Here is a 13,638-nt window from a genome sequence, read left to right on the forward strand (position 1 = left end):
ATGCGTCCCACGCGACGGTGCGGTGACGTGGCTATGAAGAGCGTGTTTCAGCCCTCCCGGCGCAGCCCGCCCGCCACCTTCTCGGCGATCAGCTCGAACGAGCGGACCCGGTCCGCCACGTCATAGACCATCGTGGTGAGCATCAGCTCGTCCGCGCCGGTGCGCTCCAGCAACTCACCGAGCTGCCGGGCCACCGTCTCCGGCGACCCGGTCGCCTGGCCGTCGCGGCGCTGGGCGACGAACTCCCGCTCGAACTCCGAGTACGGGTACGCCGCCGCCTCCTCCGGCGTGACCAGCGGCTCCGGCCGCCCCGACCGCAGCTTCAGGAACGACAGCCCGGCCGGCCCGGCCAGCCACTCGGCCCGCTCGTCGGTCTCCGCGCAGACCGCGTTCACCGCCACCATCGCGTACGGCCGGTCCAGCCACTGCGACGGCCGGAAGTTCTGCCGGTAGAGCTGCAACGCCGGGATCGTGTTCTGCGAGCTGAAGTGGTGCGCGAACGAGAACGGCAGCCCCAGCAGGCCGGCCAGCTGCGCGCTGAACCCGCTGGACCCGAGCAGCCACACCTGCGGCGACTGGCCGCGGCCCGGTGTCGCGGTGATCGGGCCCGGCTCGGCGCCGGAGAAGTAGTTCATCAGGTCGGCCAGCTCACGCGGGAAGTGCTCCGCGGACAGGCCCTCCATGGTGCGGCGCAACGCCAGCGCGGTCACCTGGTCGGTGCCCGGAGCCCGGCCGATGCCCAGGTCGATCCGGCCCGGGTGCAGCGCCTCCAGGGTGCCGAACTGCTCGGCCACCACCAGCGGCGCGTGGTTGGGCAGCATCACCCCGCCCGAACCGAGCCGGATCGTGCTGGTGTTCGCCGCCAGGTGCGCGAGCAGCACCGCCGGCGCGGAACTCGCGATCGCGGGCATGTTGTGGTGCTCGGCCACCCAGAACCGGCGGTAGCCCAGCTCCTCGGTGCGGCGGGCCAGCTCCGTGGTGTACCGCAGCGCCTCACCGGCACTGCCGGTCGCCGCCACCGGGGCAAGATCAAGAACAGACATGGGTACGTCGATCACAGGGAGGTGCAACAGGCGACGTGCCGGAATTGTTCCGCCGGGTGCGCTACCCCATACCCCGCGCCTGCTCGAAGATCAGGCTGGTCTGCGTGTGCTGCACCGCCGGATCGACTGCGAGATGATCGAGGACGAAGTCCCGCAGCGCGTCACCGGAGGCGGCCCGCACGTGCAGCACGTAGTCCTCCGCGCCCGCCACGTGGAACACCGACACCACCCCTGGTAGCCGCACCGACCGGGCCCGGAACGCGTCCACGGCGGCCCGCTCGTGCGCCGTCAGCCGCACCGACACCAGCGCCTGCAACGGCAGACCCACCGCCGCCGGGTCCACCTCGGCGTGGAACCCGCGGATCGCCCCGCACTCCCGCAGCGCCCGGGTACGCGTCAGACACGTCGACGGCGCCACCCCCACCCGCTCGGCCAGCGCGTTGTTCGGCAGCCGGCCGTCCGCAGTCAGCTCGGTGAGAATGGCGCGGTCGATGTCGTCCAGGCCGGCGAACGGCCGTACATCATTCGGTGCGGCAGGCATGTGACCATCCTTCACCGAATCACCGCCGAGCGAAAGCGTGATTAACAGAATCTTCTTCGCTGCTATTGCCTCCCACTATCGTCATGTTCGACAGTTCCGGTATGACTTCCGTGGACACCGCAGCCGTACACGCCGGGCGCGCCGACCTCGCCGGGCTCGGCGTCCACGTCCCGCCGATCGACCTGTCCACCACCAACCCGCTGCCCTCGGTGGCCGGCGGCGGTGACGACTACGAGACGCTCGCCACCGGCGGCACCCTCCCGGCCGGCGGCAGCGCCGTCTACCAGCGCCTCTGGAACCCCACAGTGGCCCGGTTCGAGACCGCGCTCGCCCAGCTCGAAGGCACCGCCGAAGCCGTCGCGTTCGCCAGCGGCATGGCCGCGCTCACCGCCACCCTGCTCGCCGCCACCCGCGACGGCAAGCGGCACGTCGTCGCCGTCCGTCCCCTCTACGGCGGCACCGACCACGTCCTCGCCACGGGCCTGCTCGGCACCGAGGTCACCTGGGCCACCACCGCCGACGTGGCCGCCGCGATCCGCCCCGACACGGCCATCGTGGTGGTCGAGACGCCGGCGAACCCGAGCCTCGACCTGGTCGACATCGCCGCGCTCGCCGAGGCCGCCGGTGACGTCCCGCTGCTCGTCGACAACACCGTCGCCACTCCGGTGCTCCAGCAGCCCGCCCGCCACGGCGCCGCGCTCGTGCTGCACAGCGCCACCAAGAGCATCGGCGGCCACGGCGACGTCCTCGCCGGCGTCGTCGCCTGCGGACCCGAGTGGGCCGCCCGGCTGCGCCAGGTCCGTGCCGTCACCGGCGCCGTCCTGCACCCGCTCGGCGCGTACCTGCTGCACCGCGGCATCCAGACCCTCCCGCTGCGCGTCCGCGCCCAGCAGGCCGGCGCGGAGAAGCTCGCCGCCTGGCTCGCCGGGCACCCCGCCGTCGAGCGCGTCCACCACCCGTCGCTGCACGACCCGGCCGGGCTGGTCGGCCGGCAGATGTCCGGCACCGGCAGCCTGCTCGCCTTCGAGGTGCGCGGCGGCGCGCCCGCCGCGGCCGAGGTCGCCGGCGCCTGCGAGCTGATCACGCACGCGGTGTCGCTCGGCGGCGTCGACACGCTGATCCAGCACCCGGCCTCGCTCACCCACCGGCCGGTCGAGGGCGACGCGAAGCCCTGCGGCGGGCTGCTGCGCGTCTCGGTCGGCCTGGAGGACCCGGAGGACCTGCGGGCGGATCTCGCACGGGCGCTGTCGCGGATCTGACGCCGCCCGGCCGCTGTCCCGCGCGCCGTCGCCGGGTCACGACTTCGGGCCCACATGCCGGTCGAGGGCGGTGACCGCCTCCCGGCGGGCGACTGACAGGGACCACGGCAGATTCATCCGCCACGCGATGCCGAGCAGGTCGAGGGACCACTGGCACAGCGCCATGATGTCGGTGGAGCGGTTGGAGAACATGTAGCGGGGATAGACGTATTCCTTCCCGCGAACGACGACCCGGTTGGTGAAGCGGCAGCCGTCGGAGTGGAAGAGGCCCCGCAGGAAGTCGCCCGGGTGGTCCTCGACGATGCTCCGCTGCCAGGCGGCCAGGACGATCGGGCGCTCGTGTTTCTTGCCCGGTCCGTGCTGGGGGAACAGGCACGGCCAGTGGAGTGCTGTGCTCTGTATGGCGACACAGCCGCGCTTCTGGATGCGCTGCACCTTGTTGGCCAACACCGCCCGCATCGCTGCGTCGCACTTCTCGATCAGGCTCGGCCAGGCGTCGGCACAGTAGATGCGGAGCACCGGCGTCCGGTCCGTGGTGACCAGGTGTCCGTCACCAAGATAGAGCCCGAGCAGGTAGGCGTAGGAGGCATGGTCGGGTGGGGCGTCCGGATTGGGGCGGCACCGGAAGCAGCGGACGGCGCTTCCGAAGATCGCTGGCTCTGGTCGGTCGACGCACCAGTGCCAGACCGTGGTGTAGGGCAGGGACAGGCTGCGGGCCACCGAACGGATGTTGTGACCCTGGGCGCGAAGGGCGCGGGCTCGTGCCCGCATTTCGGGAGGATGCACAGCAGCATCCTCGAACACATGTATGACAAGAGTGCCGGGAGCGGGATTCGAACCCGCAAGCCCTTTCGGGCAGAAGTGTTTGAGACTTCCGTGTATGCCGTTCCACCATCCCGGCGGGGTGCGGTAACTGTACCCGACTAGGCTCATGCGGGAGCATGTGTGGTGACCGTGCCGGGATCGATGGTGGGAGTGGCTCGTGGGCGAGATGCAGGCGGACGCCGAGCGCAAGCGCGTTCTGATCGCCGAGGACGAGGCGCTCATCCGGCTGGACCTGGCCGAGATGCTTGTCGAAGAGGGCTACGAGGTGGTCGGCGAGGCCGGTGACGGCGAGACCGCCGTCAAGCTCGCCGAGGAGCTCAAGCCGGATCTGGTCATCCTCGACATCAAGATGCCGATCATGGACGGGCTGGCCGCCGCCGAGCGGATCGCCGGCGCGCGCATCGCCCCGGTGATCATCCTGACCGCGTTCAGCCAGCGTGACCTGGTGGAGCGGGCGCGGGCGGCGGGCGCGATGGCGTACCTGGTCAAGCCGTTCCAGAAGAGCGACCTGGTGCCGGCGGTGGAGATCGCGCTGTCCCGCTACTCGGAGATCGCCGCGCTGGAGTCGGAGGTGGCCGGCCTCACCGACCGGCTGGAGATCCGCAAGACCGTGGAGCGCGCCAAGGGCGCGCTGATGACGACGTACGGCATGTCCGAGCCGCAGGCGTTCAAGTGGATCCAGCGCACCGCGATGGACCACCGGATGACCATGAAGGAGGTCGCCGAGCGGATCCTCGCCGAGACCGCCGGCGGCGAGGTGGAGCAGCCCGCGTCCTGACCTTTCCGGAAGGCGTCCGATCGATAGGATCGGATGCATGTCATCCGCGCGCGTCCGGCCGGCCCTCGTCGCCGCTGCCGCCGTGCTGCTCCTGGCGGCCTGTCACGCCACCCCGCGACCGCTGCCCGAGCCCGCTCCGGTACGCCCGCAGTGGCAGCCCGTCGAGCTGGCCCTTCCTGCCGGCGCCGCCGGACGTCCGGTGCTGCGTGACGCCGCGCGGTGCGCCGGCCGGTGGTACGTGGTGGGCGGGCTGGTCGATCCGGCGGGGGAGACCCGACCGGCGGCGTGGTTCTCATCGGACGGCGTGACCTGGTCGCCGGTTCCGGTGCGCGCGCAGACGTTCTACGGCCGCCAGCACGTGCTCTACGCGGTGGCGTGCCGCGACGACGGGATGGCGGCGCTGGGCGCGAAGACCGGTGGCGTGCACGGCAATCCGCGTACCGGGACGTGGGTGTGGCGTCCGGGCGGGCCGTTGCGGGAGGTGCCGGCGGCGTTCGAGTTGTTCGGCGGCCCGCGCGCGGTGAGCGCGTCGCGGCTGGCGGCCGGGCCGGGCGGCTGGCTGGTGGCCGGGGCGCGCGCGGACGGCGCGGCGGTGTGGTCGTCGCCGGACGCCGAGGGGTTCGTCCTGCGCGAGGGCGTCGCGGAGCTGGCCGGCGACGGCCGGGGCCGGACGGCGGCGTACGACGTGGCGGCGGTGGGGTCGGGCTGGCTGGTGGTGGGGTCGTTGCTGCCGCCCGGCGGTACGGCCCGGACGCCGCTCGCGTGGTTCTCGGCCGACGGCCGGGTGTGGCGGCGGGTGGTCCTGCCGGTGCCGGCGGGTGCCGCCGGGGCGGCCGAGCGGGTGGTGTCGGCCGACGGCGGGCCGGTGGCGGTCGGTCCGGTGGGTGACCGCTTCGCGGTGTGGCGCGGGTGCGACGACTGCGGTTCGCCGTCCGCCGGTTCGGCGGGTGCGGCGCAGGGGTGGCGGCGGGTCGGCGGGTTCGGCTCGGCGGGCCCCGGGGTGTCGTCGGTGGACGCGCTCGCGGCGTCCGGTGGGCGGCTCGTCGCGGTGACCGGGGACGGGGCTCAGCGACGGCTCTGGATGTCGCGTGACGGCGGCGCGTCGTGGCTTCCGGTGATCACGCCGGTGCCGGTGCCGGACGGGGGCGACGCGGCGCTGGCGGTGGCGGTCCGCGACGACCGGCTGCTCGTGGTCGCCGATGACGGGAAAACATCCCGTGCCTGGTGGGGGGCGTTGTCAACCGTCGATCGGTAGCGGGTGGGGAGGGTATGGCTCGTTACCGAGGAATAGTCGGCGAAAGCCTTTGCCCGCCTTCGGTTCTTACGCCGATGGGCTTGAATCCGCCACGGCGTGTAACGGTTCGGTCAACCCCGCTTTCCAGGTCTTACGCCACCGCTCACGGTGGGATAACGTCCCGCCCCAGACCGGCGACGACGGTCTTGGTTCGTCCACCCCGCAAGGGCCAATCAGCGGCGGGTGGTTCGGATCATGGACGGAGGAGGGTTCGGGCCTTGAGGCAGAAGCTCGCACGCGTGATCGGCGGGGTCGCCATGCTGGCGCTCGTCGCCGGTGGCACCGCTTGTTCCAGCGGCAGCGACGATGAGGGTTCCGGGGGCAGCGCCTGCGGGAGCAAGATCGCTTTCTTCGGCGCGCTGACCGGTAGCTCGGCCGCGCTGGGCATCAACGAGAAGAACGGCGTCAAGCTGGCCGTCGACAAGTACAACAAGGAGAACCCGGACTGCAAGGTCGAGCTCGCCGAGCTCGACTCGCAGGGCAGCCCGGACCAGGCGCCGGGTCTGGCCCAGAAGGCGATCGACGACACCAAGATCCTGGGTGTCGTGGGTCCGGCCTACTCGGGCGAGTCCGAGGCCGCCGGCCCGCTGTTCAACGAGGCCGGCCTGGTCACCATCACCCCCTCCGCGACCCGTCCCAGCCTCGCCGAGCAGGGTTGGAAGACCTTCTTCCGCGCGGTCGGCAACGACCTGAGCCAGGGCCCCGCCGCCGGTAACTACATCAAGAACGTGATGAAGGCCGACCGGGTCTACGTCATCGACGACCAGTCCGCGTACGGCGCCGGCCTGGCCGACGAGGTCAAGAAGGTCCTCGGCGCCTCGGTCGTGGGCAGCGACAAGGTCCAGGGCGAGGGCAAGCAGACCGAGTTCTCCGGTGTGGTCACCAAGGTCAAGGCCGCCAACGTGAAGGCGGTCTTCTACGGCGGCTACTACCAGGAGGCCGGCCTGATCCGCAAGCAGCTCACCGCTGCCGGGGTCACCGCTCCGCTGGTCGCCGGTGACGGCGTGAACGACGGCGCGTACATCACCTCCGCCGGTGCGGCTGCCGCCGAGGGCACCATCCTCACCTGCCCCTGCGCTCCGTCCACCGAGGCGCGCGGCACCTTCGCCGCCGACTTCAAGGCGCTCAACGGCACCGACCCGGGCACCTACAGCGACACCGCCTACGACGCGGCGAACATCCTGCTGGCGGGCATCAAGGCCGGCAAGAGCAGCCGCGCCGACCTGCTGGAGTTCGTGAAGGGCTACAGCGGCGAGGGCGTTGCCGCCAGCTACAAGTTCGTCGAGGGCGGCGAGCTCGACCCGGCGCAGGTCAAGGTCTGGGCGTTCAAGGTGCAGGGCGGCAAGGTCGTCCCGGACCAGGAGATCCCCAAGTCCTGATCGTTCGATCGCTGGACTGGCGATTGAGTAGTGATCGCGGGTGCGGCCGGGAGCTGGCTCCCGGCCGCACCCTCTTTTTCTCTTGAGCGACGGAGCGTCCCTCCCTTGGACTTCGACGGATTGTTCTCCAACTTCGGGGAACTCACCACGACCGGCTTGACGCAGGGCGCCATCTACGCCCTGGTCGCGCTCGGCTACACGCTCGTGTACGGCGTGCTAAGGCTCATCAACTTCGCCCACTCCGAGGTCTTCATCGCCGGCGCGTTCGCCGCGATCTGGACCTGGAACGGCTTCGGACTCGACCAGAACTCGCAGGTCAGCGGCATCGGCTCGATCCTGTTCTACCTGCTGGTGGCGATGATCGTGGCAGCGATCGCCTCGGCGGGCACCGCGACGGTGATCGAACGGGTGGCGTACCGGCCGCTGCGCAAGCGCAACGCGCCGCCGCTGGCGTTCCTCATCACCGCCATCGGTGCCTCGATCGCCATCTCCGAGGCGTTCGGCGTCTACACCCGGCGGCGGCCGGAGGGTGCGCCGATCCTGGTCAGCTCGGAGCCGCTGTTCCACATCGCCGGGGTGCCGATCGACGCGGTGCAGCTGCTCACTATCGGTTCCGCGCTGGTGATGATGTTCGCGCTGGACCAGTTCATCAACCGCAGCCGTACCGGCCGCGGCATCCGGGCGGTGGCCCAGGACGCCAACACGGCGGCCCTGATGGGCGTCAACAAGGACCGCATCATCCTGATGGTCTTCATCGCCGGTGGCACCATGGCCGGCGTCGCGGGCCTGCTCTACGACGTGCGGATCCAGACGCTCACCTACAGCGTCGGCTTCCTGCTGGGCCTCAAGGCGTTCACCGCGGCGGTGCTCGGTGGTATCGGCAACCTGCGCGGCGCGCTCGTCGGCGGGTTGCTGCTCGGCGTCGTGGAGAACTACGCCGCAGGCCTGTTCGGCAGTCAGTGGAAGGACTTCGCCGCGTTCGCGGTGCTCGTCGTCCTGCTGATGTTCCGGCCGACCGGTCTGCTCGGCGAATCACTGGGGAGGGCACGCGCATGACGACCACCATCGACCCGCCGGAGCGGCGGGAGACGGCGGCGGACAAGCTGCGGCAGGGCCGGCACGCGATCTCGGAGCGCTGGCACCACGCGCCGCGCTGGGTGCGCTGGGTGCTGCTGGTCGCGGTCATCGCGTTCTTCTACGCGCTGCCGAACAAGGAGTTCTACCAGTACCTCGGGCCGATCCCGACCCCGGGAGCGAACTTCACCCAGGTGATGTTCACGGTCTCGATCTACGTGCTGCTGGCGGTCGGGCTCAACATCGTGGTCGGCTTCGCCGGCCTGCTCGACCTCGGCTACTTCGGCTTCTTCGCCGTCGGCGCGTACACGGTGGCGGTGCTGACCTCGCCGAGCAGCGACCTCAAGACGCTGTGGCCGTGGCTGGCGGTGGTGCCGATCGCGATCGGCCTGACCATGGTCTCCGGCGTCATGCTCGGTACGCCGACGCTGCGCCTGCGCGGCGACTACCTGGCGCTGGTGACGCTCGGCTTCGCCGAGATGATCCGGATCGCGGCGGTCAGCTCCGAGTTCCTCAAGGGACAGCGCGGCTTCAACCAGATCCCGCACCCGCCCGGCGAGTACGCCGACGGCCGGCCGTGGTTCGGCGTGCTCGACGCCCGCCCGTACTACTGGCTGGTGCTCACGCTGATCATCCTGGTGGTGATCGGGGTGCGGAACCTGACCCACAGCCGGGTCGGCCGGGCCTGGATCTCGATCCGCGAGGACGAGGACGCCGCCCAGCTGATGGGCGTGCCGACGTTCAAGTTCAAGCTGTGGGCGTTCGCCTCCGGCGCGGCCATCGCCGGCCTGGCCGGTGCGCTGTTCGCCGGTAAGCAGAACTTCGTCAACTCGCAGAACTTCGAGCTGCTCAACTCGATCATCATCCTGGCCGCTGTCATCTTCGGCGGCTCGGGCAACATCGTCGGCGCGATCGTCGGCGGCGGCCTGGTGGCGTACATGATCGAGCGGTTCCGCGGCATCGAGCTGTTCGGCATCGAGCTGTACGAGTACCGGTTCCTCTTCTTCGGCCTGGTGCTCGTGGTGATGATGATCTTCCGGCCGCAGGGCCTGATCCCGAACCGGCGACGAGCGGCGGAGTTCAAGGACCGCCGCAAGGAGGTGATCGTCGGTGAGTGACACCGAGCAGACCCCGGCCGTTCCGGCCCAGGCGGCGGCCCCCGCCGTCGAGACGGTCGACAAGCGGGAGCCGTTGCTGGAGGTCGACCACGTCACGCTGCGCTTCGGCGGTGTGGTGGCCCTCAACGACGTGGACTTCACCCTCTACAAGGGTGAGATCCTCGGCCTGATCGGCCCGAACGGCGCCGGCAAGACCACCTGCTTCAACGCGATGACCGGCATCTACCAGCCCACCGAGGGGCAGATCCGGTTCCTGGGCCAGAAGATCAGTGGCAAGAAGCGCCACCAGATCACCCGGATGGGCATGGCCCGTACCTTCCAGAACATCCGTCTCTTCCCGGAGATGACCGCGCTGGAGAACGTCCAGGTCGGCGCGGACGCGCACCATAAGACCAGCGTGATCTCCGCCCTGCTGCGCCTGCCGCGGCACTGGAAGGAGGAGCGCGAGGGCCGGGAGAAGGCCGAGCGCCTGCTGGAGTTCGTCGGCATCAGCAACCGGATGCACGAGTTCGCCCGCAACCTGTCCTACGGCGAGCAGCGGCGGCTGGAGATCGCCCGCGCGCTGGCCACCGACCCGAAGCTGCTCTGCCTGGACGAGCCGGCCGCCGGCTTCAACCCGGCGGAGAAGGAGGAGCTGCTCCAGCTCATCCGGCAGATCCGGGACCAGGGCGTGACGGTGCTGCTGATCGAGCACGACATGCGCCTGGTGATGGGCGTGACCGACCGGATCGTGGTCCTGGAGTTCGGAAAGAAGATCGCCGAAGGGCTGCCCGCCGAGGTGCGGGACAACCCGAAGGTGGTCGCGGCGTACCTGGGGGTGCCGGACGATGCTGCTTGAGATCGAGGACGTGAGCCTGCTCTACGGGCGGATCCAGGCGCTGCACGGCATCAGCCTGACCGTGGACGAGGGGGAGATCGTCGCGCTGATCGGCGCGAACGGCGCCGGCAAGTCCACCACCATGCGGGCGATCTCCGGCATCCGGCCGGTCGCCTCCGGCACGATCAAGTTCGCCGGTGAGGACATCACCAAGCTCCGGGCCGACCTGCGGGTGCGGCGCGGGCTGTGCCAGGCGCCCGAGGGCCGGGGCATCTTCCCCGGCATGTCGGTGCTGGAGAACCTGGACATGGGCGCGTACACCCGGCGCGACAAGGCCGGTATCGCGCAGGACCTGGCCCGGGTGCTGGACCTGTTCCCGCGGCTGGCCGAGCGGCGCAAGCAGGCCGGCGGCACGCTCTCCGGCGGTGAGCAGCAGATGCTGGCGGTCGGCCGGGCGCTGATGAGCCGGCCGAAGCTGCTGCTGCTCGACGAGCCGTCGATGGGTCTCGCGCCGATGCTGATCCAGCAGATCTTCACGATCATCACGGAGATCAACCAGCAGGGCACCACGATCCTGCTGGTGGAGCAGAACGCCCAGCAGGCGCTGGCGCGCGCCCACCGGGCGTACGTGCTGGAGACCGGCCGGATCGTCAAGAGCGGCACCGGCGCGGACCTGCTGCACGACCCCTCGGTCAAAGAGGCCTACCTCGGCGTGGCCTGACCGACCGACCCCTCGCAATAAGGAGTACAGCCATGTTCCACCCCAACCCCGGACGGCGGGCGGCGCTCGGCGTCGCCGGTGCGGCCGTCCTGCTGCTCTCCCTCGCCGCGTGCGGCGAGGAGGAGAGCACCGACCAGCCCGGCGGCGGTCCCAGCGTCGCGTCGTCGGTCGACGCCGCGCTGGCCGCGAAGGTCCCGGACGCGATCAAGTCGGACGGCAAGATCGTGGTGGGCACCGACTCCACCTACGCCCCTGCGGAGTTCCTGGACACCGACGGCAAGACCGTGATCGGCTTCGACGTCGAGCTGTTCACCGCGGTGGCGGCCAAGCTGGGCCTCAAGGCGGAGTTCGTCTCGGCGCCGTTCGGCGACATCATCAACGGCGTCAACTCGGGCAAGTACGAGGCGGGCGTCTCGTCGTTCACCATCAACGACGAGCGCAAGGGCCAGGCCAACATGGTCAGCTACTTCCAGGTCGGCACGCAGTGGGTGACCAAGAAGGGCAACCCGGCCGGGATCGCGCTGGACAACGCCTGCGGCAAGAAGATCGCGGTGCAGAAGGACACGGTCCAGGTCGAGGACATCCAGAAGCGGTCCAAGGCGTGCACCGATGCGGGCAAGCCGGCGATCACCATCGACCAGTTCCCGGGTCAGGACGCCGCCACCGCCGCCGTCGTGTCCGGCAAGGACGACGCGATGCTGGCCGACTACCCGGTCGGCGTGTACGCGGTGACGAAGTCCAACGACGCCCTGGAGCTGCTGGACAAGCAGTACGAGGCGGCGCCGTACGGCTACGTGCTGGCCAAGGAGCAGACGCAGCTGGCCGAGGCGGTGCGTGACGCCACCAAGGCCGTGATCGCCGACGGCTCCTACAAGCAGGTGCTGGACAAGTGGAAGGTGGGAGACGGCGCGATCACGGACCCCGCGATCAACCCGTGACGACATGACCACCGAGGAAGCGACAACCGCGCGGGCACGGCCGGAACCGATCAAGGCCGTGCCCGTGCGGCACCCCGGACGATGGGTCGCGGTGGCGGTGCTCTCCGTCCTCGCGGCGATGTTCGTCCACCTGCTGGTGACCAATGAGGCCTTCAACTGGTCCTTCATGGTCGACAAGATGTTCCGGCCGCCGATCATCGAGGGCCTGCTGCGCGGCACCGTCCTGATGACCGTCAGCGCGATGCTGATCGGCGTCACGCTCGGCGTGGTGATCGCCGTGATGCGGCTGTCGGACAATCCGATCCTGCGCGGCGTGGCCTGGCTCTACACCTGGTTCTTCCGGGCCGTGCCCCGGCTGGTGCTGCTGGCCGTTTTCGGCAACATCGGCATCCTGTGGAGCCGGGTCGAGTTCGGGGTGCCGTTCGACACCCAGATCGGTCAGCTGTTCGGCATCGACAACCTGCAACTGCGGCTGTTCGGGTTCTCCTCCCGCGACATCCTCACCGGGTTCATGGCCGGTCTGCTCGGCCTCGCGCTCTCCGAGGCCGCGTACATGGCGGAGATCGTCCGGGCCGGCATCCAGTCGGTCGACCCCGGCCAGACCGAGGCCGCCCAGGCACTCGGCCTGAGCCGTGCCCAGTTGCTGCGCCGGGTGGTGCTGCCGCAGGCGATGCGGGTGATCATCCCGCCGACCGGCAACGAGACCATCGCCATGCTCAAGGACACGTCCCTGCTGCTCTACGTGCCGGTGAGCGTGGAGCTGTTCTTCCAGCTCGACGCGGTCGGCAAACGGACGTTCCAGATCTTTCCGATGTACGTCGCGGCCTGCCTGTGGTACCTGTTCCTGACCAGCATCCTGCTCGTCGGGCAGTACTACCTGGAACGCCACTTCGGCAAGGGCTACGGCGTGACCGGACGGGCCCGGCTGAAGCTGCGGGGGATGACTGCCGAGGCCGGCGGCGGCGCGGGGGTGGTGAAGTGAGCGAGCTGATCGTGCCCGCGCAGGCCACCGCGCCGGCTGCCGAGTCCGGGCTGATGGTGCGGGCCGAGCAGGTGCACAAGTCGTTCGGGCCGCTGGAGGTGCTCAAGGGCATCGACCTGGAGGTCCGCTCCGGCGAGGTGTGCTGTCTGCTCGGGCCCTCCGGCTCCGGCAAGTCGACGTTCCTGCGCTGCATCAACCACCTGGAGAAGATCGACGCCGGCCGGATCTGGGTCGACGGTGACCTGATCGGCTACCGGGAGCGCGGCGGCAAGCTGTACGAGATGCGCGACAAGGACGTCGCCGCGCAGCGCCGCGCCATCGGCATGGTGTTCCAGCGGTTCAACCTGTTCCCGCACATGACGGTGCTGCAGAACGTCATGGAGGCGCCGGTGCTGCTGCGCCAGGCGAAGAAGGCGCAGGCCCGGGAGCACGCCGCGCAACTGCTGGACCGGGTGGGACTGGGCGACAAGCTCGGCGCGTACCCCGGTCAGCTCTCCGGCGGCCAGCAGCAGCGGGTGGCGATCGCCCGGGCGCTGGCCATGCGGCCGAAGCTGATGCTGTTCGACGAGCCGACCAGCGCGCTCGACCCGGAGCTGGTGGGCGAGGTGCTGGACACGATGAAGGACCTGGCCCGCGACGGTATGACGATGATCGTGGTGACCCACGAGATCGGCTTCGCCCGCGAGGTCGGCGACCACCTCGTGTTCATGGACGGCGGCGTCGTGGTCGAGCAGGGCGACCCGCGCGAGGTGATCTCGGCGCCGCAGCACGAGCGGACCAAGGCGTTCCTGGCCAAGGTTCTCTGACCTCGGCCTCCGGTGCGGCGCGCGCCGCACCGGAGGCCGGAGTTGTCGGGCGTACGGACTAGA

Annotated in this window: 14 protein-coding genes and 1 tRNA gene; 11 read left to right on the plus strand and 4 right to left on the minus strand. The window is 70.3% G+C overall.

From position 1 onward, the window contains the following. Nucleotides 1-47: 47 nt before the first annotated feature. Both OC439_RS19425 and OC439_RS19430 read right to left on the minus strand, forming a co-directional pair. The gene (locus OC439_RS19425; protein WP_199733081.1) at nucleotides 48-1,043 is read right to left on the minus strand and encodes an LLM class flavin-dependent oxidoreductase; all 996 of its coding nucleotides are present in this window, start codon (nucleotides 1,041-1,043) and stop codon (nucleotides 48-50) included. A gap of 61 nt (nucleotides 1,044-1,104) precedes the next feature. Beyond that, complete coding sequence (locus OC439_RS19430) at nucleotides 1,105-1,584, minus strand: Lrp/AsnC family transcriptional regulator (protein ID WP_262014655.1); 480 nt, start codon at nucleotides 1,582-1,584, stop codon at nucleotides 1,105-1,107. Nucleotides 1,585-1,667: 83 nt separating this feature from the next. On the opposite strand from OC439_RS19430, the gene OC439_RS19435 reads away from it, so the two are divergent. Beyond that, on the plus strand, nucleotides 1,668-2,843 hold the full coding sequence (locus OC439_RS19435) for a trans-sulfuration enzyme family protein (RefSeq protein WP_262014656.1): 1,176 nt from the start codon (nucleotides 1,668-1,670) through the stop codon (nucleotides 2,841-2,843). A gap of 36 nt (nucleotides 2,844-2,879) precedes the next feature. On the opposite strand, the gene OC439_RS19440 is transcribed toward OC439_RS19435, so the two are convergent. Beyond that, entirely contained in the window at nucleotides 2,880-3,563 is a 684-nt protein-coding gene (locus OC439_RS19440) for a transcriptional regulator (RefSeq protein ID WP_262014657.1), read from the minus strand. Between the two features lie 98 nt (nucleotides 3,564-3,661). Further along, nucleotides 3,662-3,744 (minus strand) — tRNA-Leu (locus OC439_RS19445). A gap of 81 nt (nucleotides 3,745-3,825) precedes the next feature. On the opposite strand from OC439_RS19445, the gene OC439_RS19450 reads away from it, so the two are divergent. From OC439_RS19450 to OC439_RS19495, 10 genes are all read left to right on the plus strand, one after another. After that, a complete protein-coding gene (locus OC439_RS19450) occupies nucleotides 3,826-4,446 on the plus strand; it encodes an ANTAR domain-containing response regulator (RefSeq protein ID WP_262014658.1) in 621 nt (206 codons plus the stop codon). 37 nt (nucleotides 4,447-4,483) lie between these two features. Next, entirely contained in the window at nucleotides 4,484-5,701 is a 1,218-nt protein-coding gene (locus tag OC439_RS19455; RefSeq protein WP_262014659.1) for a hypothetical protein, read from the plus strand. Between the two features lie 257 nt (nucleotides 5,702-5,958). Continuing rightward, nucleotides 5,959-7,119 carry a branched-chain amino acid ABC transporter substrate-binding protein gene (locus OC439_RS19460; RefSeq protein WP_104114971.1) on the plus strand — a complete coding sequence of 387 codons (1,161 nt, stop codon included), beginning with the start codon at nucleotides 5,959-5,961 and terminating at the stop codon, nucleotides 7,117-7,119. A gap of 105 nt (nucleotides 7,120-7,224) precedes the next feature. After that, nucleotides 7,225-8,175, plus strand: coding sequence for a branched-chain amino acid ABC transporter permease (locus OC439_RS19465; RefSeq protein WP_091420555.1), 951 nt, complete (start codon nucleotides 7,225-7,227; stop codon nucleotides 8,173-8,175). Beyond that, nucleotides 8,172-9,311 (plus strand): branched-chain amino acid ABC transporter permease, encoded by a 1,140-nt coding sequence (locus OC439_RS19470; protein WP_135241218.1) that lies wholly within the window; start codon nucleotides 8,172-8,174, stop codon nucleotides 9,309-9,311. The genes OC439_RS19465 and OC439_RS19470 overlap by 4 nt, the downstream gene beginning before the upstream one ends. Next, the gene (locus OC439_RS19475; RefSeq protein WP_047893879.1) at nucleotides 9,304-10,149 is read left to right on the plus strand and encodes an ABC transporter ATP-binding protein; all 846 of its coding nucleotides are present in this window, start codon (nucleotides 9,304-9,306) and stop codon (nucleotides 10,147-10,149) included. The genes OC439_RS19470 and OC439_RS19475 overlap by 8 nt, the downstream gene beginning before the upstream one ends. Then, the gene (locus tag OC439_RS19480; protein ID WP_262014660.1) at nucleotides 10,139-10,849 is read left to right on the plus strand and encodes an ABC transporter ATP-binding protein; all 711 of its coding nucleotides are present in this window, start codon (nucleotides 10,139-10,141) and stop codon (nucleotides 10,847-10,849) included. Before OC439_RS19475 ends, OC439_RS19480 begins: the two co-directional genes overlap by 11 nt. A 32-nt stretch (nucleotides 10,850-10,881) precedes the next feature. After that, entirely contained in the window at nucleotides 10,882-11,787 is a 906-nt protein-coding gene (locus OC439_RS19485) for an ABC transporter substrate-binding protein (protein ID WP_262014661.1), read from the plus strand. Nucleotides 11,788-11,791: 4 nt separating this feature from the next. Further along, nucleotides 11,792-12,769: an amino acid ABC transporter permease gene (locus OC439_RS19490; RefSeq protein WP_013287514.1), complete on the plus strand. Its 978-nt coding sequence runs from the start codon at nucleotides 11,792-11,794 to the stop codon at nucleotides 12,767-12,769. 53 nt (nucleotides 12,770-12,822) lie between these two features. Continuing rightward, complete coding sequence (locus OC439_RS19495; RefSeq protein WP_262014696.1) at nucleotides 12,823-13,575, plus strand: amino acid ABC transporter ATP-binding protein; 753 nt, start codon at nucleotides 12,823-12,825, stop codon at nucleotides 13,573-13,575. Nucleotides 13,576-13,638: the final 63 nt, after the last annotated feature.

This window comes from Micromonospora sp. Mcm103, from assembly GCF_024519755.1.
In the GTDB taxonomy this organism is placed as follows: domain Bacteria; phylum Actinomycetota; class Actinomycetes; order Mycobacteriales; family Micromonosporaceae; genus Micromonospora; species Micromonospora aurantiaca.